The 20,462-nt window shown below is 60.2% G+C and carries 19 protein-coding genes; 7 read left to right on the top strand and 12 right to left on the bottom strand.

Annotation, left to right across the window (positions count from 1 at the left end; all coding sequences use genetic code 11):
- Positions 1–205: 205 nt before the first annotated feature.
- The 3 genes from gndA to BM234_RS06055 all read right to left on the bottom strand — a co-directional run bounded on the left by gndA (position 206) and on the right by BM234_RS06055 (position 3,950).
- The gene (gndA, locus tag BM234_RS06065) at positions 206–1,606 is read right to left on the bottom strand and encodes an NADP-dependent phosphogluconate dehydrogenase (protein ID WP_092061835.1); all 1,401 of its coding nucleotides are present in this window, start codon (positions 1,604–1,606) and stop codon (positions 206–208) included.
- 162 nt (positions 1,607–1,768) lie between these two features.
- On the bottom strand, positions 1,769–2,695 hold the full coding sequence (gene argF / locus BM234_RS06060) for an ornithine carbamoyltransferase (RefSeq protein WP_092061832.1): 927 nt from the start codon (positions 2,693–2,695) through the stop codon (positions 1,769–1,771).
- Positions 2,696–2,768: 73 nt separating this feature from the next.
- Positions 2,769–3,950: an aspartate aminotransferase family protein gene (locus BM234_RS06055; RefSeq protein WP_092061829.1), complete on the bottom strand. Its 1,182-nt coding sequence runs from the start codon at positions 3,948–3,950 to the stop codon at positions 2,769–2,771.
- A gap of 472 nt (positions 3,951–4,422) precedes the next feature.
- Between BM234_RS06055 and BM234_RS06050 the strand changes: the two genes are divergently transcribed.
- The gene (locus tag BM234_RS06050) at positions 4,423–5,217 is read left to right on the top strand and encodes a hypothetical protein (RefSeq protein WP_092061826.1); all 795 of its coding nucleotides are present in this window, start codon (positions 4,423–4,425) and stop codon (positions 5,215–5,217) included.
- Here the strand turns inward: BM234_RS06050 and BM234_RS06045 are convergent.
- A complete protein-coding gene (locus BM234_RS06045) occupies positions 5,199–6,011 on the bottom strand; it encodes an ABC transporter permease (RefSeq protein WP_092061823.1) in 813 nt (270 codons plus the stop codon). The genes BM234_RS06050 and BM234_RS06045 overlap by 19 nt on opposite strands.
- 143 nt (positions 6,012–6,154) lie before the next feature.
- Here BM234_RS06045 and BM234_RS06040 point away from each other — a divergent pair, with 143 nt between their 5' ends.
- A complete protein-coding gene (locus BM234_RS06040; protein WP_092061820.1) occupies positions 6,155–6,736 on the top strand; it encodes a GcrA family cell cycle regulator in 582 nt (193 codons plus the stop codon).
- 31 nt (positions 6,737–6,767) lie between these two features.
- On the opposite strand, the gene BM234_RS06035 is transcribed toward BM234_RS06040, so the two are convergent.
- Positions 6,768–8,030, bottom strand: a complete 1,263-nt coding sequence (locus BM234_RS06035; RefSeq protein ID WP_092061818.1) for a SulP family inorganic anion transporter — start codon at positions 8,028–8,030, stop codon at positions 6,768–6,770.
- Positions 8,031–8,266: 236 nt separating this feature from the next.
- Here BM234_RS06035 and rplM point away from each other — a divergent pair, with 236 nt between their 5' ends.
- The 3 genes from rplM to BM234_RS06020 all read left to right on the top strand — a co-directional run bounded on the left by rplM (position 8,267) and on the right by BM234_RS06020 (position 9,922).
- Complete coding sequence (gene rplM / locus BM234_RS06030) at positions 8,267–8,731, top strand: 50S ribosomal protein L13 (protein WP_092061815.1); 465 nt, start codon at positions 8,267–8,269, stop codon at positions 8,729–8,731.
- The gene (gene rpsI / locus BM234_RS06025; RefSeq protein ID WP_092061812.1) at positions 8,731–9,225 is read left to right on the top strand and encodes a 30S ribosomal protein S9; all 495 of its coding nucleotides are present in this window, start codon (positions 8,731–8,733) and stop codon (positions 9,223–9,225) included. The genes rplM and rpsI overlap by 1 nt, the downstream gene beginning before the upstream one ends.
- A 178-nt stretch (positions 9,226–9,403) precedes the next feature.
- A complete protein-coding gene (locus BM234_RS06020) occupies positions 9,404–9,922 on the top strand; it encodes a redoxin domain-containing protein (protein ID WP_092061809.1) in 519 nt (172 codons plus the stop codon).
- Positions 9,923–9,930: 8 nt separating this feature from the next.
- On the opposite strand, the gene BM234_RS06015 is transcribed toward BM234_RS06020, so the two are convergent.
- The 6 genes from BM234_RS06015 to hemB form a co-directional block, all read right to left on the bottom strand.
- Entirely contained in the window at positions 9,931–10,545 is a 615-nt protein-coding gene (locus BM234_RS06015) for a TetR/AcrR family transcriptional regulator (protein ID WP_092061804.1), read from the bottom strand.
- Positions 10,538–11,407: a polyphosphate kinase 2 gene (gene ppk2 / locus BM234_RS06010; protein ID WP_092063224.1), complete on the bottom strand. Its 870-nt coding sequence runs from the start codon at positions 11,405–11,407 to the stop codon at positions 10,538–10,540. The genes BM234_RS06015 and ppk2 overlap by 8 nt, the downstream gene beginning before the upstream one ends.
- 48 nt (positions 11,408–11,455) lie before the next feature.
- On the bottom strand, positions 11,456–12,439 hold the full coding sequence (locus tag BM234_RS06005) for an alpha/beta fold hydrolase (RefSeq protein ID WP_092061801.1): 984 nt from the start codon (positions 12,437–12,439) through the stop codon (positions 11,456–11,458).
- Positions 12,414–13,331 carry a homoserine O-acetyltransferase MetA gene (metA, locus tag BM234_RS06000; RefSeq protein WP_092061798.1) on the bottom strand — a complete coding sequence of 306 codons (918 nt, stop codon included), beginning with the start codon at positions 13,329–13,331 and terminating at the stop codon, positions 12,414–12,416. The genes BM234_RS06005 and metA overlap by 26 nt, the downstream gene beginning before the upstream one ends.
- Before the next feature lie 142 nt (positions 13,332–13,473).
- On the bottom strand, positions 13,474–14,337 hold the full coding sequence (locus BM234_RS05995) for an ATPase (protein WP_092061795.1): 864 nt from the start codon (positions 14,335–14,337) through the stop codon (positions 13,474–13,476).
- 54 nt (positions 14,338–14,391) lie between these two features.
- The gene (gene hemB, locus BM234_RS05990) at positions 14,392–15,387 is read right to left on the bottom strand and encodes a porphobilinogen synthase (RefSeq protein WP_092061792.1); all 996 of its coding nucleotides are present in this window, start codon (positions 15,385–15,387) and stop codon (positions 14,392–14,394) included.
- A gap of 118 nt (positions 15,388–15,505) precedes the next feature.
- Here hemB and BM234_RS05985 point away from each other — a divergent pair, with 118 nt between their 5' ends.
- Together BM234_RS05985 and mfd are read left to right on the top strand one after the other, a co-directional pair.
- A complete protein-coding gene (locus BM234_RS05985; RefSeq protein ID WP_092061789.1) occupies positions 15,506–16,018 on the top strand; it encodes a hypothetical protein in 513 nt (170 codons plus the stop codon).
- A gap of 30 nt (positions 16,019–16,048) precedes the next feature.
- Positions 16,049–19,516, top strand: a complete 3,468-nt coding sequence (mfd, locus tag BM234_RS05980) for a transcription-repair coupling factor (protein ID WP_092061786.1) — start codon at positions 16,049–16,051, stop codon at positions 19,514–19,516.
- Here mfd and BM234_RS05975 read toward each other — a convergent pair.
- Positions 19,508–20,455: a radical SAM protein gene (locus BM234_RS05975; protein WP_092061783.1), complete on the bottom strand. Its 948-nt coding sequence runs from the start codon at positions 20,453–20,455 to the stop codon at positions 19,508–19,510. The genes mfd and BM234_RS05975 overlap by 9 nt on opposite strands.
- Positions 20,456–20,462: the final 7 nt, after the last annotated feature.

The raw sequence follows: 20,462 nt of genomic DNA, 5'->3' as shown, positions 1-20,462 counted from the left end.
TGACTCTCCGGTTTCTCTGATCGGATTGCGTTTAGCGCCGCGCAGGCTCGCCTGCAAGTGCGGGGGAGCGGCCACGAGCGATGACGCCTTGTACGGGTGCCCGCACAGGTAGCTGTTTGGCCTTGGTCAGTCGAGAGCCGCGCGGCACTTCCAAGAGCGGTGCCGCGCGCTATGTCCGGGAATTTCGGCCTTCAGCGCGGAGCGTTCAGCCCCACCATGGGCCATGATGAGGGCCGGTGGCGTCGATGCGCTCAAACCCATGGCGACCAAAGATATCACGCTGCCCCTGAATGATGTGGGCCTGTCCGCGCGATTGTCGCATCGTGTCGAACCAGCCGAGCGCGGAGGCGAGCGCTGGCGTGGCGTGACCCGCGGCGAGCGACTTGGAAATGAGCGCCCGAAGCGCCGGAATGCCGTCTTTCAGAATCTCTGCCATGGCGGGCGCTAGAATGAGTTCTCCGCCGGTATCCGCGTTCCGGAACGCAGCAGAGATGTCATCAAGCAACGCGGATCGAATGATGCAGCCAGCGCGCCAGATTTCCGCGATGCGGGCATAGTCCAGATCCCAGCCGAATTCGGCAGAGGCCGCGCGCAGGATACGGAAGCCCTGTGCATAGTCGAGCACGCGAGCCGCAGAGAAGGCTTTCGCCAGTTCCGCGTCGTCAATCTCAAGCGTGCCACGGTCTTCGCCGTAGAGCGCAGCGGCCTGCGCGCGCAGATCTCCTTCGGAAGACCAAGCACGGGAGGCGACGGCCGCTTCGATCATGGTCGCCGACTGGCCCATGCGGATGGCTTCGATGACCGTCCATCGGCCAGTGCCCTTCTGGCCGGCGGAATCCTTGATGATGTCTACGACTGGGCGGCCGGTCTGGGGATCGACCTCATGCAGAAGGCGGCCGGTAATCTCCACGAGATAGCTTTTGAGCGGGCCGCGATCCCACTCGGTGAAAAGATCGCCGATCTCCGCATGGCTACGACCTGCGCCGTGATGCAGAAGCCCGTGGATTTCCGCGATGAGTTGCATGTCAGCGTATTCGATGCCGTTGTGCACGGTCTTGACGAAATGTCCCGCGCCGTCCGGTCCGAGATGGGCAACACAGGGATCGCCCTCGTGCTGCGCGGCGATGGCCTTGGTCACAGGCTCCAGCTGGGCCCACGAATGCTCCGTGCCGCCGACCATGATCGACGGGCCGTGCCGTGCACCCTCTTCGCCGCCCGAAACACCCATTCCAACGAAGTGAAGCTCATGCTCGCGCAGCAGCGCGTCGCGTCGGCGGGTGTCGTTGAAATCGGCGTTGCCTGCGTCGATCACGGTATCGCCGGGAGAGAGCTTGGGGATCACAAAATCGATCATGTCGTCCATGGGCTTGGTGGACGGGATCATGAACAGGATTGTCCGCGGCTTGGGCAAAGCTGCGATCAGCGCGTCGATATCGTCATGCGCTGTGATGTTCGTCCCGAGGGGCCCCGCGCGGTCGAGGAAAACCGGGACCTCTGCTGTGGTCCGGTTGGCAACATGCACATGAATTCCATGCTCGGCCATATTGAGAGCAAGGGCTGCGCCCATGGTGCCGAGGCCGTAAAGGCCGATGAGGGGGGTGGTCATGCGGGGCTCCTTTTTTATCCGTGCGACCTACCCGAACTGGCCACGGGTGCAAACGGTCAAATGCGCGCCGGTGCTGGCCGGGCGGAAATTCTTGGGCGAGCAACTCTTTACGCGCCGGACGGGCCGGCCAAGACGCAGCGGCTCACCGCGCGTTGAGAGTGCTCAGACGTCGAGGCAGTACCGCATGATCGCCTTTTGCGCATGCAGGCGGTTCTCGGCTTCATCAAAGATGACGGAGTGTGGCCCGTCCATGACTGAACTGGTGACTTCTTCGCCCCGGTGCGCTGGCAGGCAGTGCATGAACAGCGCATCTGGCTTGGCGTGGCGCATCAGGTCGTCATTCACCTGATAGGCGCGCAAAAGGTTGTGGCGCCGTTCCTTGGTGGACTGGCTGTCGTGCATCGACACCCAAGTATCGGCCACCACAAGATCGGCCCCCTGTACGGCGGCGACGGGATCTCGCTCGATTGTCACGGTCACGCCGCTTTCCCGGGCCAGATCGATGAAAGCCGCTTCGGGATCAAGCTTTTCCGGGCCGGAGAAGGTCAGGTCGAAACCGAATTGCCCGGCGGCGTGAAGGAAGGATGCGCAAACGTTGTTGCCATCTCCGCACCACACGACTTTGCGCCCCCGGATTGAGCCACGGTGCTCTTCGTAGGTCTGGATATCAGCCATGATCTGGCACGGGTGGGTGCGGTCGGTAAGGCCGTTTATCACCGGGACGCTCGCGTGTTCGGCCATCTCCAGAAGAACGCTTTCGTCGAAGGTCCGGATCATGATGAGATCTACATACCGCGACAACACCCGCGCCGTATCGGCGATGGTCTCTCCATGCCCCAGTTGCATCTCAGAGCCTGCGAGAACCATTGTCTGGCCACCCAATTGACGCACGCCAACATCGAAGGACACGCGGGTCCGGGTCGAGGGCTTCTCGAAGATCAGTGCAACCATGCGGCCAGCCAACGGAGCAGTGTCGTCGGGAGCACCTTTGGGCCGGTCTTTGCGCGCGTTCTTCATCTCGCGCGCCTGATCGAGCATGTTCCGCAAGTCGGAAGGATCAACTTTATGAATGTCGAGGAAATGGGGCATCGGTCAGGCTTTCTTTGTGGTCTGTCCGGGAACAACGCCCCCGGACCACCGGAGTAAATTTCAAAAAAGGTATTCAGGTTTGTGGCGCAGGCTCCACATGCCCCGCCGCTGTCTCCAGCCGGGACACGGCCTCGGCTATCTCATCATCCGTGATGGTGAGTGGCGGGAGAAGCCGAACGACATTGTCAGCAGCCGGAACAGTGATCAAAAGAGCATCATATGCAGCTTTGACGACATCGGTGTTGGGCACGCGGCATTTCAGGCCAAGCATCAGGCCAGTCCCGCGGACTTCTTCGAACACGTCGGGGTGCTGGGCGACAAGCCCCTCAAGTTTCTGACGCAGCAGACCCGCTTTGCGGCAGACACCGTCGAGAAAGGACGGGTCCGCGACATGATCCATCACGGCGCACCCCACCGCACAGGCGAGCGGGTTGCCGCCATACGTGCTGCCATGAGTGCCCGCGGTCATCTGTTCCGCTGCACGCTCCGTGGCGAGGACCGCGCCCAAGGGGAACCCGCCGCCAATGCCCTTGGCCACCATCATGATGTCAGGCGCGATGCCAGCCCACTCATGGGCAAAGAGACGGCCCGTGCGGCCCATACCGCATTGCACTTCGTCGAAGATCAGCAGGATACCGGCCTCATCTGCAAGGCTCCGCAACGCTTTCAAGTCTGCTTCGGGGAGGGGGCGAATTCCGCCTTCACCTTGAATGGGCTCGATCATGATCGCGGCAGTACGTGTATCAATCGCGGCCCGAACGGCGTCAATGTCGCCCCATGGCAGGTGCTTGAACCCCGGCAGAAGTGGGCCAAAGCCCTTGGTCATCTTCTCTGATCCGGCCGCGGCAATCCCGGCGGAGGACCGACCGTGAAAGGCGCCTTCAAATGCGATGATCTCGGTCCGTTCCGGCGGGGTTTCGGAGAAATGCTTGCGCGCCATCTTTACGGCGAGTTCGCAAGCCTCGGTACCGGAATTGGTGAAAAACACCGTGTCGGCAAAGCTCGTATCCACGAGCTTTTGCGCCAGCGCCTCTTGCTGCGGAATCCGGTACAGGTTGGACACGTGCCAGACCGCGTTCGCCTGCTCGGTCAGTGCCGTAACAAGGGCCGGATGCGCATGGCCGAGGGCGTTGACGGCAATGCCCGCCCCGAGATCGAGGAAGCGTCGGCCATCCTTCTCAATGAGCCAAGAGCCTTCGCCCTTCACGAATTCGAGTGGCGCGCGGTTGTAGGTCGGCAAGACGGCAGGGATCATGAATTGTCCTCGAACAAGAGGCCCTTTTCAGAGCATGATGCGGGTGGAGAAGTCAATCTTGGGGAGGGAGCCCGCCAAACGGGCATGACAGATGGCGCAGCACCCTACGAAACCTAGGGTTCCGATAGGTTGTCAAGTGGTGCAGCCTATGGGAAGGACGGGCGAAGGGCATGGATGACGCATCGGACATATTGAGATGAGACAGAGTAAGCTGCTACTCGTTGCGGGCACCCTGCGGTCAGAAACTACCGCACTCGCGAAGCTCTGGGCTGCACGCTGCAACTTCTTGCGGGCAAGGCGGGGCCAAAACTGCTCACGTGTTAATGATAAGCCAACTTGCGACAGCGGTGGGCCGCGAGAAGGTCACAGTTATCCTCATCTGGTCCCTGCCTCCGGTGCTCTAGAAGCTTTCCGGCGATCGATGGAGGTTTGCCCAAAGCCGCAGCGACTTAGGGGGCGAGAAAGAAAGGGTATGATCCTTTCCGGCAGCTACAACTTCTTTAACGGTGAGGAGCATCTTGTTGCTTCGCTGCGCAGCGTTCGCGGGAGTTTCGAGCATATCAGCCTGGTTTGGCAAGGGGTATCAAACAGTGGAGTGGCGATCAGTCCGTCCGCACTGGAAGCGCTCTCAACGGCGCGTAATCTCGGGTTGGTGGACGATTTCATCGAGTACATGCCGGATCTTTCTCTCCCGCGCCGGGTGAACGAACTTGCGAAGCGAAAATTGGGTCTATCAGCGGCACGGCGCGTAAGGGCCACACACTTCATGACTCTTGATGCCGACGAATTTTATCGAGAGGGTGAGATGCTCGCGGCTCGGAAATTCGTTCTGGAAAATCGGATCACCAGTTCAAGTGTGGGCAGCTTTATGCACGTGGCGAGGCCACAATATCGCACGCAAGATTTAACGAACTGCGCATTTATCACCAAAATAACGCCTTTCACTCGGCTAGGAAGTAAAAAGCGCTATCCCGTCGCTCATGTGGATTCGACGCGCAAGATTGCGGTGTGGCCAAGGCGGCATCACCACTTCCCCGTGCAGGAAGTCGCGATGTTCCACATGAATCTCGTAAGATATGACCTCGAAAATAAGCTTGGCAATAGCTCTACTACCCAAACGGACTTTCTTGATAAGGTGCGTTCCGCCGTGGCAGCTTGGAAACCGGGAGAGCTTCTCGAGTTCCCGGGGAAGGGCATGCTCGCCTTCGAAACCGTAGAAAATGAGTTCGAAACCTGGGATCCCGGTATTCAGGCCTTGAGCCGGTAGCCTGTCCTGAACATCCACCATGCCAGCGCGGAGATCGCAACGGCGGTGCCGGTCACGACGGCGAGGCCGAGGGCAGGGGAGGAATCCGAGACGCCCAGCACCCCATATCGCACGCCGTCGATCATGTAGAAAAACGGGTTGAAGTGGGTCACTTCGTAAAGGCCCTTGGGGAGGGATTCGACAGAGTAAAAAGTGCCCGAAAGGAAAGCCAACGGCGTGATGATGAAGTTGGTGATTGCAGCCATCTGATCGAATTTGTTGGCAAAGATGCCGGCAACAATGCCGATCGCGCCGACCAGGGACGCACCGATCACAATGAAGGCCAGCGCATAGAATGGATGGGCAAGGCCGATCCCGAGAACCAGCGCAAGGCCGAGCCAGATCGCCACGGCGACGAAGGCCCCGCGCGCAACGCCGCCCGCGAGATAGCCTATCACCATCTCAAGCGGTGATAGCGGCGGCATGAGGGTGTCGACGATGTTTCCTTGCACCTTGGAGATCACGATGGACGACGAGGTGTTGGCAAAGGCGTTCTGGATCACGGTCATCATCAAAAGGCCGGGCGCGATGAAATGGGTGTAGGGGACACCCATCACGTCCCCGCGCTGCGGACCGATAGCGATTGAGAAAATCACGAGAAAGAGGCCCGCGGTCACGAGCGGCGCCATCAGCGTCTGTGTCCAGACGGCCAGAAATCTCTGCACCTCGCGAGAAGCAAGCGTGTAAAGCCCAAGCGTGTTCCAGCGGCCAAAACGGCGGGTGCCCATGTCGATCTGGTGATTGGTATCGTGCATATCGGTTCCTTCTTGCGCCGCCTTCGATATGACCCATGAGCCGGGCCTTGTGAACCGGGGCGCGGATGCATAGAATAGCTCTCTGACAGAAATGACCAGCGCGGCCCATCTGATGCGGCCGCTTTTTCAGTTAAGGGGATGGGATGTCCTGGACGGATGAGCGCGTCGAACTTTTGAAGAAGATGTGGGGCGAGGGCCAATCGGCCAGCCAAATCGCCAAGGAATTGGGCGGCGTGACGCGCAACGCGGTGATCGGCAAGGTGCACCGGCTTGGGTTATCGAACCGCACCGGTGGCGCAGCGCCGCAAGCTACGGGGAAACCCGCAGAGGCCACGGCTGCCCCGCAGCCCAAGGCAAAGGAAGCGCCCAAACCGGCGCCCAAGCCAGTGCGCGAGGCACCGGCCCCTCGGCCCGAACCGGTTGTTTCGTCTCCGATACCGGCGCGCAAACAGATTATTCCGGCGGGGCAGCCTTTGCCGCCGCAGCCTTCGGCGAACGAGATTGATCCAGCGGCGCTTGCCAAGGTCAGCGAGATTGAAAAGAAATCCAAGAAGCTGTCGCTCATGGAATTGACGGAGCGGACCTGCAAATGGCCGGTTGGCGATCCTGCGACCGAGGATTTCTGGTTTTGCGGGCTGCCGGCCCAAGCTGGCAAGCCCTATTGCGAAGCCCATGTCGGCGTTGCGTTCCAACCGATGAGTTCGCGCCGGGATCGTCGTCGCTAAGGACCGCTCGCGCCGCTGCTGAGGATAAGTCTCAGCGGTCTGGCGGCGTCCAATCCGAAGGTGGCGCGCCGCGGCGATGCAGGCGGAGCGCTAGCCCCAAGGCCACGCCCACACCGATCGCAACCGTCAGATCAGCGACCACCGTCAGGAGAAGCGTAAGCGCCAGTAGGATCTGGTCCGACCGCCTTTGCGCAAGGTAGCTGCGCCACTTGTGCGGCTCGCTCATGTCCCACGCCGTCAGGATCAACAATCCCGCCAGCGCAGGCATCGCCAGATAACCCGCCAGAGGCGCGGCGAGCATCATGACGATGAGTATCGTAAGGGCGTGGACCAAACCGGCGACTGGGGTGCGCCCCCCGGCCCGCACGTTTGTGGCGGTCCGTGCTATGGCACCTGTGGCAGGCAGCCCGCCAAAGAGCGCCGAGCCGAGATTGGCCGCACCTTGCGCCAGAAGCTCGGCGTTCGGTCTGTGGCGTCCAGCAATCATGCGATCCGCCACCATGGCCGACAGCAGGGATTCGACCCCCGCGAGGAAGGCAATCACAAACGCCGAAGGCAAAAGCTCGCGGAGTCGCTCCACACTTATCTCCGGCAAGCTTGGCATGGGCAAGCTACTCGGTAGCGCGCCGAAGCGGGACTGGATCGTCTCAACCGGGAGGTGCGCCAGTGTGACCGCAGCCGAAGTAAGCCCCACGGCAACGATCAGCCCGGGATACTTCGGTGCCGCCCGGCGTAGAGCTAGTATGAGCACCATTGTGGCGAGTGCGATGGCCAATGCCGCGCCGGATGTGCCGGCCCGTCCCGCCCACAATACCTCAACCTTCGCGAGGAACTCTGCCGGTACCGCGTCGATTTGCAGACCAAGGGCATCCTTTAGCTGGCTCGTGGCGATAATGATGGCGATGCCGATTGTGAAGCCGTTGATGACCGGCTCCGGCACCAGCGCGATGAGATTTCCCGCTCGGAAGTACCCCGCCACAAGAAGGATCAACCCAGCCATGAAGGTGGCGAGAACCAGCCCGTCGTATCCATGATCGGCGATCACGCCGAACACCACGACGATGAAGGCCCCGGTAGGCCCGCCAATCTGAACACGACTCCCGCCGAGGAGCGAAATCAGGAAACCGGCTACGATGGCCGTCACGATACCCTTGGATGGATCCGCACCCGAGGCGATCGCAATTGCAAGGCTCAGGGGCAACGCCACCATGGCAACGGTCATGCCCGCGATCACGTCCGATACGAACGCCGAGCGGGTATAGCCTGGGAGAGTCGTCAGCAGTTTAGGGGTCATGGAGCATAGTTTACCCAGCGGAATTCGGTCCCGCCATGCGCAAGATGTCGCAAACTCGAAAATTCGCGGGGATTTGTTGGGGTATCATGATACCTTAATTGTAAGTGTATATTTTAGCTAGGAAATTTCAAATATGTTCCGCTTGACTGTGCTGTTTGGTTCTCTATAACCCGCCCATCAAGTATGCGGGCGCCGCTTTTGCGCCCCTCGTCCCGACCCAAAGAAAAGAGCCAGCAATGAAAACCTTTTCCGCAACGCCGGCCGACGTCGACAAGAAGTGGATCCTGATCGATGCCGAAGGCGTCGTTCTGGGCCGCCTTGCGTCGATCGTCGCCATGCGCCTGCGCGGCAAACACAAGCCGTCCTTCACTCCGCACATGGATATGGGTGACAATGTCATCATCATCAACGCCGACAAGGTCCAGCTGACCGGCAAGAAGCGCGAAGAGCACTTCTACTGGCACACCGGCCACCCCGGCGGGATCAAGTCGCGCACCAAGGCGCAGATCCTTGAGGGCGCGCATCCTGAGCGTGTTGTGACCCAAGCGATCAAGCGCATGCTGCCTGGCAACCGCCTGTCGCGCACCCAGATGACGAACCTGCGCGTCTATGCCGGTGCCGAGCATCCCCACGAGGCGCAATCGCCCGAAGTGCTCGACGTCAAGTCTCTGAACAAAAAGAACACGCGGGTGGCGAAATAATGGCTGACCAAATCAATTCCCTCGAAGAACTCGGCCAGGTTGCTACCGGCACCGAAGGCGGCTCTGTCGAGCAGATCGAAATCACGCGCGAGCCTGTCCGGGACGAGTTGGGTCGTTCCTATGCAACAGGCCGCCGTAAGGATGCCACTGCACGTGTCTGGATCAAGCCGGGCTCGGGCAAAGTGGTCGTAAACGGCAAGGAACTCAACAAGTACTTCGCCCGTCCGGTTCTGCAAATGATCCTGCGGCAGCCCTTCTCCGTGGCAGGTGTCGAGGACCAGTTTGACGTCACCGCGACCGTCAAGGGCGGTGGTCTTTCCGGTCAAGCGGGTGCGGTCAAGCACGGCATTTCCCGCGCGCTCCAGCTTTATGATCCCTCCTTGCGTCCGTCGCTCAAAGCCGCTGGCTTCCTCACACGCGACAGCCGGGTTGTGGAACGGAAGAAATACGGTAAGCGCAAGGCGCGCCGGAGCTTCCAGTTCTCCAAGCGCTGATATCTACAGCATATGTTTTCGGGAAAGGCGGCCTTCGGGTCGCCTTTTTCATTTTGGATGACGTGCATGACGGGAAACGAGGGACCGAGTTGATTGCGTAGGTCGAGCCCTCGAACTGAAATTGCTTTCAGAGAATGGCGGGGTTACGAAGATACTAGTTCCAAACGAAAGGATCGTCATGCCAACGCCCAAACCCACCGCCGGCGACACGCTCTCGCCATTTGCCCTTCCCAAGCTGGGAGGCGGGGAAATCACGATTGGGGGTGAGCGGCAGAACTGGTCTCTTGTCGTCGTCTATCGAGGCAAGCATTGCTCACGCTGCAAAAAGTATCTCAAAATCCTCAATGAGATGCGCGGCAAGTGGCAAGATGCGGGTTTCGATATTGCGGTAGTATCGGCGGACACCTTGGAAAAAGCAGAGGCTGACCAAAAGGAATTTGGGTGGGAATTCGATATTGGCTATAGCCTGTCCGAAGCGCAAATGGCGATCCTTGGGGTCTATGTCTCCGATCCGCTAAGCCCGACAGAAACAGATCGCCGTTTCGCGGAACCCGGTGTGTTCGTGCTTCGCCCGGACGGCACCATCCTCCTCATCTCTATCTCGAACGGCCCCTCGGCGCGACCGGATCTTGAGGAACTGCTCGACGGGATGATCTTCACCAAGGAAAATGATCGCCCACCGCGCGGCACTGCTTGACGCAAAGCCTAGTCCGGGTCGATGAGGCCCAGGCCGCGCAGGTAAACACCAATCCCTGTTTCCAGCAGGTCCTCCGGTGGGAAAGGGCTCTGGTTGCCGGGCGAATTGCGCGCGAAAAGCTCCACCACCCCATGGCTCATCGCCCAGATATGAGCGCTGAACATTGCGGCGGGGGGGCGTTTCTCCGGTGGAATATGCTTGGAAAGATCGGCAGCGGCCTTTTCCAGAACGCCCCATGACGTTTGCGCCACAGCGGCCAGATCGGGATCGCGATTGATCGAAATCCCACTTTCGAACATCGCGATGTAGTGGCCGGGATGTTTGCGGGCAAATGCGAGATAGGCGCGTCCTGTGGCCTCGAATGCGGCGAGCGCCGAGGGCTGGCCGGATTGATAGGCGTGCTCCATGAGGTCTGCAAACACCAGATACCCTTGTCGCGCGGCCTCTGCGATGAGGTCGTCCCGGCCATCGAAATGCCGGTAGACTGCGGCTGGAGTGACGCCAGCTTTCTTGGCGGCCTCCGACAAGGTGAAACCGGTCGGCCCCTTGTCCTCGATCAACTCCAGCGCAGCATCCACCAGCGCTTGGCGCAGATTGCCGTGATGATAGCCGCGTTTAGGCATTCCAGATGTCGGGACCACCGCAGATAGTCGTATCTACCGTACCGACTGCCCGAGCATCCTTGCCGTCATAGTCGATCCGAGACAGAACGTGCCGGATCGTAGCAAGGCGCGCCCGGCGCTTGTCGTCGGAGCGCACGACCGTCCAGGGTGCCTGGGTGGTATGCGTCCGCTCAAAGGTCTCTTCAATGGCTTGGGAATAGGAGTTCCAGCGCGACAGGCCGTCGACATCGATCTTGCTCAGTTTCCAGTTCTTCAGCGGATCGCTTTCGCGATCCAGAAACCGGCGCAGCTGCTCAGCCCGCCCGACGTTTAGCCAGTTCTTGACCAGAATGATGCCGTCATCAACGAGCATCTGCTCAAACAATGGTGCCTGCGCAAAAAAGTGCTCTCGCTCGGACGGGGTGCAGAAATCGAAGACATGTTCCACGACGGCGCGATTGTACCAAGATCTGTCGAAGAACGCGATTTCCCCCGCAGAGGGGAGGTGAGAAACATAGCGTTGCAAATACCATTGCCCCGCTTCCCGGTCGGTTGGCTTCGCCAAGGCGATAACGCGCGCGCCACGTGGGTTCAGGTTTTCGCGGAAACGCTTGATCGTTCCCCCTTTGCCTGCCGCGTCGCGTCCTTCGAAGAGGATCGCCACACGCGCGCCGCTCTGTTTCACCCAAGACTGCATTTTGACCAGTTCGATCTGAAGCGCGTCCATCTCCTTTTCATAAGCCTTGCGCGGCATCCGGTCGGAATAGGGGTAGCTTGTGCTCAGGATCTCGCCTTTTTCAGCACGTCGAATCGCGTTGCGGATCTCCGCTGGGGCTTCGTCCTCGAAGAACGTCGATATTGCGCCGCCAAACGGTTTATCCATGAGCTTCATCCCCTTGCCTTGTCGGGGTAATATGGTCATTCGCGGCGTCTAGCGCAATGCGGCGCGGGCGGCGGTTCGGTCGATCGCATCGGTAACCGCTTCGGGGGCGACGTGATGGGGCATATGGCCAATTCCGGGGAGTACCGTGAGGTTCGCACCGGGAATCTGGTTTGCCAATGGACGGGAATGGACCTCCAGCGGAACGATCTCATCCGCGTCGCCATGAACGATCTCTACCGGAATGTGCAGCGAGGAATACCGCGGGCTCATTTCCCGGACCAAGGGTTTGAGGGCGTCGATTTGCTGAGCATTTGCGCGCAACGATTCCGGGCGCAGGGTGAGGGGCGCGCCGATCCGTTCGGCATAGCCCGCTGGCGGGGTTTGCGGCTTGAAAATGTCTTTCAGGACCACATCCACATAGCTGCGTGGGATAACGGCGGCCAGAGCCGGGATCACGACTGCCCCGCCCAGCCGCGACGAGCCGATTGTATAAAACGTGCCCGTCCCGCCTTCCCACGGTTGCGACGCAGCGGAGACAAGAGTTAGCCCCGCAACCTTCTCCGGCCGCTCCAGCGCCCAAGCCAATGCAACTGCCCCGCCATAGGAATGCCCCAGTATGACCGCGCGCTCGACGCCGAGGACCTCTGCCGCGGCATCGAGAAGAATGGCCTGTTCCTCGGGCGTTTCGCTCGTGGTGTTCGACGGGCCGGATTTACCGGGAAGCCTGTCGGTCCAGCCAAGGCCGGGTCGGTCAAAGGCGATAACCCGGTAGCGATCCGAGAGGCGGTCCACGAGGTCGAAAGTAAAGTCGCGCGTGTTGCCCGAGGCCCCGTGGATCAGGATGAGATCGGGGCCGTTCCCTTCGACATGCGCATGAACTGTCGTGCCGTCGATGTCGATGAGTTGCCCGGTCGGTTGGAATTCTGACGCGGCTTTTGCGGTACGCTTGTCGGCTATTGCACCACAGCCGGCGAGGGCGATCCCAATCGCAGTGAGAGCTAGAAGGTTATTGGCCAATCGCGGAAATCTCATATGACGTGGTCTGGTATATCTGGTTGATCCAATTGCCATATAGAAGGTGCGCGTGGCTTCGCCACCGGTTCTGGGGGGTCATCGCAGGATTGTCATTGGGGTAGTAGTTGCACGGCACGTTTATCGCCACGCCCTGTGCGACGTCACGATCATATTCCTGCTTGAGGGTGTCGCTGTCGTATTCGAAATGGTTGAAGATATAGAGCGCCCGATGCCCGGGGTCCTCTACCAGACAGGGGCCGACTTCTTCGGAGCCAAGCAGCGAAGAAAGCTCCGGGATTGCGTCTATTTCGTCTTGCCGCATCTCGGTCCAGCGGGACACAGGGATCACGCAATCGTCGGAGAACCCCCGGAGGTATTGCGAAGAGGGTTGCAGGTTCTGGTGCCGAAAACATCCGAATGCCTTGTGGGGGAGCAGGTGCTTTTGCAGGCCATGGAAATGGTAGGCCATGGCCATCCCGCCCCAACACACCCCGAAGGTTGAATGGACATGACTTTGGGTCCAGTCGAAGATCTCCTGCAATTCCTGCCAATAGGTCACTTCCTCAAAGGGCAGGTGTTCAATCGGAGCACCGGTGATGATCAGCCCGTCGAACTTTTCGTCGCGCACTTCGCTGAACGGGCGATAGAAGGCTTCCATATGTTCGGCGGCCGTATTCTTCGTCTGGTGTTCGGTCATACGGATCAGGGACAATTCGATCTGTAGCGGAGTCGCACCAATCAGCCGGGCAAACTGATTTTCCGTCTGAATTTTCTTGGGCATGAGGTTCAGCAACCCGATGCGCAGGGGGCGGATATCCTGCCGTGCGGCCTGATCCTCCGCCATGACCATGACACCCTCGCGCGTCAGAACGTCATAGGCAGGCAGGTCGGACGGGAACTTGATCGGCATAACAGGTCTCCTTCAGGCGCCCTGAAATAAGCGGTCTGTGCCTACAATTCCACCCCCCGGTGCAGCGCGCGCAACGGTACGCTAGGCTCGGCGTTGAATGCGCAACACCCCAATGTGGCCAGTTCTGTATTCGCCGGAAGGTTTACCCGCGCTCGCTGATCGCCTTCGCGATGACGTCCGTGAAGTCTGTCTGATCACGGACCTCGGCCATCGAGGATGCGGACACCGTTACGCCCCAGTTTGCCGCCATCGCCTCATAAAGCGGCTGGCGGTGGGCAAGCGCACGGGCATAGGTCCAGCGGATGAAGGCGTCTGGATCGACCTGGCCTTCGCAAAGACCCGTCTCATCGAGGTATCCGGTCCAGCAGGCATCAAGGAAATTCGCACTGTAGGACATGGGCTTTGGCGCCCGGTCAAAGCGTCTGATCAACTCTTCGGTATGGGCCTCCGTTCCTTCGATCCAGACCATCAGTGCGTGCCGCGAAAGCGTCGCCAGCACCTCATCCCCGGGGTCCGATGGATCAACCCATTCACAGATCGACCCGCCGGTATCACAGACGAAATGCGGATAGCCGTAGAGATCTTCTGCTCTGTCGATGAAATAGGGTGTGTCGAGAAGCGCCTGAATCTCCGCCCGCCGGAACTGTTCCTGCCGTTGGCGAAACTCTTCGATGGTCAGGCCGCCGCTTTCCACCGCGCCCGGTTTGCCGAGATAAGTAGAGACGGGCGTGAGGTTGTCGAAAGAGATGTTCGAGCCGATGTAGATGGAATCCGAGCGGAGAAGGTCCCGCAGAAACGGGTTCTTCATCGCTTCGCGCTTGGCATTGTCGGCGATGTATTCGCCCATGTATCGTGTGCCGATGCGGTAATCGATTGAGTAGTGGAACCACTCGCCCTGATCGCGCAGCATTGAGGAAACATGGGTTTTTCCCAAACCCGACATGGCGAAAAGAACCACGCGTTTGCGCGAAGCATCCCGCCATCCCTGCGCGTTTTCATAGATCATGCTGCCCTCACTTTTTCCGTCGTTCCTATCGGGCAGCAGCGAACCGGTAAAGTGTCATGACAATGCTCGCGCGACCGCAGGCGCGAAATAAGTGAGGATACCGTCGCACCCGGCACGCTTGAAGCACATGAGGCTTTCCATCATGGCCTTGTCGCCGTCGATCCATCCTTGCGCGGCGGCTCCGGCGATCATGCTGTATTCGCCCGAAACCTGATACGCAAACGTCGGCACGCCAAAGCTCTCCTTCACCCGTCGGCATACGTCCAGATAGGGCATTCCGGGCTTTACCATGACCATATCCGCGCCTTCTTGCAGATCCCGCTGGACCAGCCGCAGGGCCTCGTCGGAATTCGCGGGGTTCATCTGATACGTCGTCTTGTCGCCCTTGAGCGCGCCGGAGGCACCCACGGCATCGCGGAAGGGGCCATAGAAGGCCGAAGCGTATTTTGCCGCGTAGCTCAGGATGGTGACGTCGTGGTGCCCAGATGCCTCCAGCGCGGAACGCATCGCGCCCACGCGCCCGTCCATCATGTCACTCGGGCCGATGATATCCGCGCCTGCGTCCGCTTGCACAATGGTCATCTTTACCAGCGCTTCGACCGTGCGGTCATTGACGATTTCGCCGTTCTCCACAAAGCCATCATGCCCATTGATGTTGTAGGGGTCGAGCGCGACATCCGTCATTACCGCAACCTCCGGCACAGCGGCCTTGACGGCACGAATGGCGCGATTGCTCAGGTTGTCGGGGTTCCATGCCTCGGCGCAGTCTTCGGTCTTCAAGGCGGGATCGGTATAGGGGAAGATGCAGATGGCCGGGATGCCGAGGTCCGCCGCTTCTCGCGCGGCCTCAACCACCTGATCGACGGAGCGCCGGAAGACACCCGGCATGGAGGGGATTTCTTCCAGAACGTCCTGACCTTCGCGCACGAACACCGGCCAGATGAGATCTCCCACGCTGAGGGCGTTTTCCTGTACCAACGCTCTGAGCGGCGCTTTCATACGGGTGCGGCGCAGACGTGTGGTGGGGAAGGGGGCGACAGTAGGGTGCATGGCAGGGGCCTTTCGCTGAACAAGCCCGGAGTGCCACGATTGGCAGCATTGCTCAAGTCTGGGCAAGCTCCGCCACACGCGCTAAACCCCTCCTCGGACAGATCCCCGGAGTGAGCCCGTGAATTCCCTCATAGAGCTTATCGACACGCGCAGCTTTGCCTCTCTCTGGTACTGGCTGCTTCTGGCTCTGGTATGGACAGGTGCGGCGAATTGGGGCCTCGGCGCGCCCGTCGACATGCTCTTGAGAGCGCGCCGGCTCGGGGGGGGCGCGCAGGATGAGTTGGAGACTTCTGTTGCAATTCAGAGTCGCCGCCAGATCCGCCTTGCCGGGGGGCCTGTGACATTGGGGGTTCTCGCCTTTGTCTCCACCATGCTGGCTCTGCTCGGGTTTCTCTACGGGTGGGAATTGGGGCAGGCGGTGTTTCTGCTGATATTTCCCCTCATTCTGGTTCGTTATATGGCGCTACGGACGGCGCATCGTATCCTCAGAGGAAATCTTCAGGGGGATGCTCTGCACGATGTTATCGGCGCGCATCGCTTCCGCGTGCAAGTGCTCTCGGTGATCGCCCTGTTTGCGACGGCCCTCTTCGGGATGTACCAGAATCTGGTCTCCAACCCCTTCGGCGGTTGACTTCTTCGTCCCGTGCCGTAACTCGCCCGCATGGTCCAGCCCAAGCATATCACCGTTGGCGGCGCCCCCGAGGGGTTCGACGCCAAGCTCATCCTGCGGGAGGTCGCGGAGCGCGGTCCCGTCATTCACGTTGCCCGCGACGACAAGCGGATGGCGGCGATGCAATCCGCGCTCGCCTTCTGGGCGCCGGTCATGCCGGTGATCACGTTCCCAAGCTGGGATTGCCTGCCATATGATCGGGTTTCGCCCAATCCCGAAATCTCGGCCCAACGCATGGCGACATTGGCCGGGCTGGTCCATGAGATGCCGGGGCGCTACGTCCTTTTGACGACCCTCAACGCCGCGACACAGCGCGTGCCTGCCAGAAGCGTCTTGCGCGAAGCGGCCTTTACCGCGCGGGTCGATGGGCGGGTCGATGAGGCCGCCTTGCGCAATTTTCTGGTGCGTATGGGCTTTACGCAGGCACCGACGGTCATGGAGCCGGGGGACTATGCCGTGCGCGGCGGGATCATCGACATCTTTCCGCCCGGCGAGAGCGGCCCGGTTCGACTCGATCTCTTCGGGGATGTTCTCGACGGTGCCCGGCGATTTGATCCGGTATCGCAAAGGACTACCGAGAAGCTTGATGTGGTGGAGCTTGCACCCGTCTCAGAGGTGATCCTCGATGAGGCGGCCATCACGCGGTTCCGGCAGAACTACCGCATCGAGTTCGGCGCGGCGGGAACGGATGATCCCCTTTATGAGGCGGTCAGTGCCGGCCGTAAACATGCCGGGATCGAACATTGGTTGCCCTTCTTCCATGAGACGCTGGAGACGCTTTTCGACTACCTTCCCCAAGCCACCGTCACGCTCGATGATCACGTGACACCATCGCGTCTCGCACGATGGGAAAGCGTAAAGGATCAGTACGAAACACGGATGCATGCGCTGCGCCAGAAGGGGCGTCTCGACAGCGTGTACAAGCCGGCCCCGGCCGATTTGCTGTATCTCGACGATGACGCGTGGGAAGAGGCGGTTGCGGATCGCAGAGTGATGCAACTCTCGGCTCTTCCACAGGCATCAGGCCCCGGGGTGATCGACGGTGGCGGCCGCATCGGGCGCAACTTCTCACCGGAGCGTCAGCAGGAAAGCATCAGCCTCTTTGGTGCTCTGGCCGACCATATCCGCAAGAAGCTCGCGAACTCCCCTGTGGTGGTGGCATCCTATTCCGAGGGCGCGCGCGAACGTCTGACCGGTCTCATCGAAGACGAAGGTCTGGCCGAAGCGGTGCCGATCATGGACGGGACCCGGATAGGCAAGCGTGGCCTGCATCTGGCGGTTTGGGGGCTTGAGCACGGGTTCGAAACGCCCGACCTCACGGTCATCTCCGAGCAGGACGTTCTTGGTGATCGGCTCATCAGATCACCTCGCAAGAAGCGCAAGGCGGAGAATTTCCTTACCGAAGCGCAGAGCCTCAATCCCGGCGATCTGGTGGTCCACGTCGATCATGGCGTCGGGCGCTATCTGGGGCTGGAGGTCGTGACAGCGCTCGGGGCGGCGCATGAATGCCTCGTGCTGGAGTACGCTGAGAAGGCAAAGCTCTACCTGCCCGTCGAAAATATCGAGTTGCTATCCAAGTTCGGCCATGAGGAAGGGCTGCTCGACAAGTTGGGCGGCGGCGCGTGGCAAGCCAAGAAAGCCAAGCTCAAGGAGCGCATCCGCGAGATGGCGGAGCGGCTTATCCGGGTCGCAGCCGAGCGCGCGTTGCGCAAGGCACCGATCCTCGATCCCCCACCGCATGCTTGGGAAGAGTTTTGCGCCCGCTTCCCGTACGAAGAGACCGACGACCAACTACGAGCGATCGAAGACGTCCTGACGGATATGACGAGCGGTCAACCGATGGACCGTTTGATCTGTGGCGATGTTGGATTCGGCAAAACCGAAGTGGCGATGCGAGCGGCGTTTATTGCAGCCATGTCCGGCGTGCAGGTGGCCGTCATCGCGCCGACGACGCTTCTTGCCCGGCAGCATTTCAAGAGTTTCGCAGATCGCTTTCGGGGCTTCCCCCTCAATGTGCGGCAACTCTCCCGCTTTGTTTCGGCAAAGGAGGCCGCCGAGACACGCGACGGGATCGCGCGCGGTACGGTGGATATCGTCATCGGGACGCACGCGCTTTTGGCCAAGGGGATCCGGTTCCAGAACCTCGGATTACTCGTGATCGATGAGGAGCAGCATTTCGGTGTCGGGCACAAGGAACGGCTCAAGCAACTGCGCACCGATATTCACGTTCTGACCCTGACCGCGACGCCCATTCCTCGAACGCTGCAACTATCCCTTTCGGGGGTGCGCGATCTGTCGATCATTGGAACGCCGCCGGTCGACCGGCTCGCCATCCGCACCTATGTTAGCGAGTTCGACGCTGTGACGCTCCGGGAGGCATTGCTTCGGGAGCACTATCGAGGTGGGCAAAGCTTCTACGTGGTGCCGCGTATTTCCGATCTCCCCGATATAGAGGCGTTTCTCAAGGAACAACTTCCCGAACTCAGCTATATCGTCGCCCACGGGCAGATGGCGGCGGGCGAACTCGATGACCGGATGAACGCATTTTATGACGGAAAGTATGACGTCCTTCTGGCGACGACCATTGTGGAAAGCGGGCTGGATATTCCGACCGCCAATACGATGATCGTGCACCGTGCGGATATGTTCGGGCTGTCGCAACTCTACCAGATCCGAGGGCGGGTAGGGCGCTCAAAGACGCGGGCATACGCTTATCTTACGACCAAGCCGCGCGCGAAACTGACGACCACCGCGGAGAAGCGTTTGCGCGTACTGGGATCGCTCGATTCACTTGGTGCGGGCTTCACGCTCGCCAGTCAGGATCTTGACATCCGAGGGGCGGGAAACCTGCTGGGCGAAGAGCAATCCGGGCAGATGCGCGACGTCGGTTATGAACTCTACCAATCCATGCTGGAGGAGGCGATCGCCAAGATTCGTTCGGGTGAGGCAGAGGGCATCTTGGAGGCGGATGACCAGTGGGCTCCGCAGATAAATCTAGGGGTGCCTGTCCTTATCCCCGAAAGCTTCGTGCCTGATCTTGATGTCCGCTTGGGGCTGTACCGACGACTGAGTGGCCTGACGAAGAAAGTCGAATTGGAGGGTTTTGCCGCCGAATTGATCGACCGTTTCGGCAAATTGCCGAAAGAAGTGAACACACTGATGCTGGTCGTGCGGATCAAGGCCATGTGCAAACGCGCGGGCATCTCGCATCTCGATGCCGGGCCAAAAGGGGCCACCATCCGCTTCTACAAGGATAAGTTCGCCTCACCCGAGGGATTGGTGTCCTTCATCAAGGATCAGCGGGGGCTGGCTAAGGTAAAGGACAACAAGATCATCGTCCGCCGCGATTGGAAAACAGAAGCGGACCGGATCAAGGGTGCTTTCGGCGTGGCGCGCGACTTGGCGGAAAAAGTCGTCGAGAAGGAAAAGGCGCACAAGGCGAAGAGCCGGTCAACCTGAGCAGGACGCCCCACCGAGAACGCAGAACTTCGCGCAATGCGGGTGGTTGAGTGATACCGGGCGTTCCGCTTCGGCCAGCGTGGTGCCGAGTTCGAACTCTGGCGCATAGGGTAGCAAGGTGCAGGCCAGAACCGCCGCCTGTGCCGAACCTCGCCGCCGCACGACCATCCGCGAAGAGGCGCACATCACCTGCGCAGGCGATTTGCCAAGAATACCCCAACAGGCGATCGTAATCTCAGGCACGTCAATGCTCTCATCCATTTCTGGAAAGAGAACGGTTTGTGCCGGGTCGCTGGCATCAATCGCATAGCCGCGCTCGGCGAACAGGCGGGCGTATCCCAAACGCGCATCGCGTTCGGATTCGCCCCAGACGGTGCGACCGGCGACAGCCATCGAAAGACCCGCATCGCGAAGCCAATCCATCCCCTCCAGCGTACGGGCAAAGCTGCCATTCCCGCGTTCCTTGTCGTGGTTGGTCTCGGACCAGTGATCGACTGAAATTCGCATGGTGAGTTTGCCGGGATAAGAGGAGTTGAGCCGCAGAAGTCCCTCTTGAACCTTCGGTCGCATCATCGGGCGCATCGCGTTGGTCAGGATCAGTACCTGATACCCCTCTGCAAGCGCCGCCTCGGATATCGGAATCATCTCCGGGTTCATGAAGGGCTCGCCGCCGGTGAAGCCGATTTCCTCAATTGGCCAGCGGCGCTCGCGGATCTGTGCCAGATAGTCGCGTACCTCGGCTTCGGTGATATAGAGCAGCGCGTCGTTCGAAGGGCTCGATGCGATATAGCAATTTGCACATTCGATGTTGCAGAGCGTGCCGGTGTTGAACCAAAGCGTTTGCGGATTGGAGAGGGCAACGCGGGCGCGCGGCTCGCCCTTGGCCGTCAGGTCAGGGTCGGTGAACTTGGCAGGCGCGGTCGCACTGAGGTCTTTCATAAGCGCT

This window comes from Poseidonocella pacifica, assembly GCF_900111875.1.
GTDB lineage: Bacteria > Pseudomonadota > Alphaproteobacteria > Rhodobacterales > Rhodobacteraceae > Poseidonocella > Poseidonocella pacifica.
Note: the sequence above shows the minus strand (reverse complement) of the source record. Positions and strands in the feature narration are given on the sequence as shown.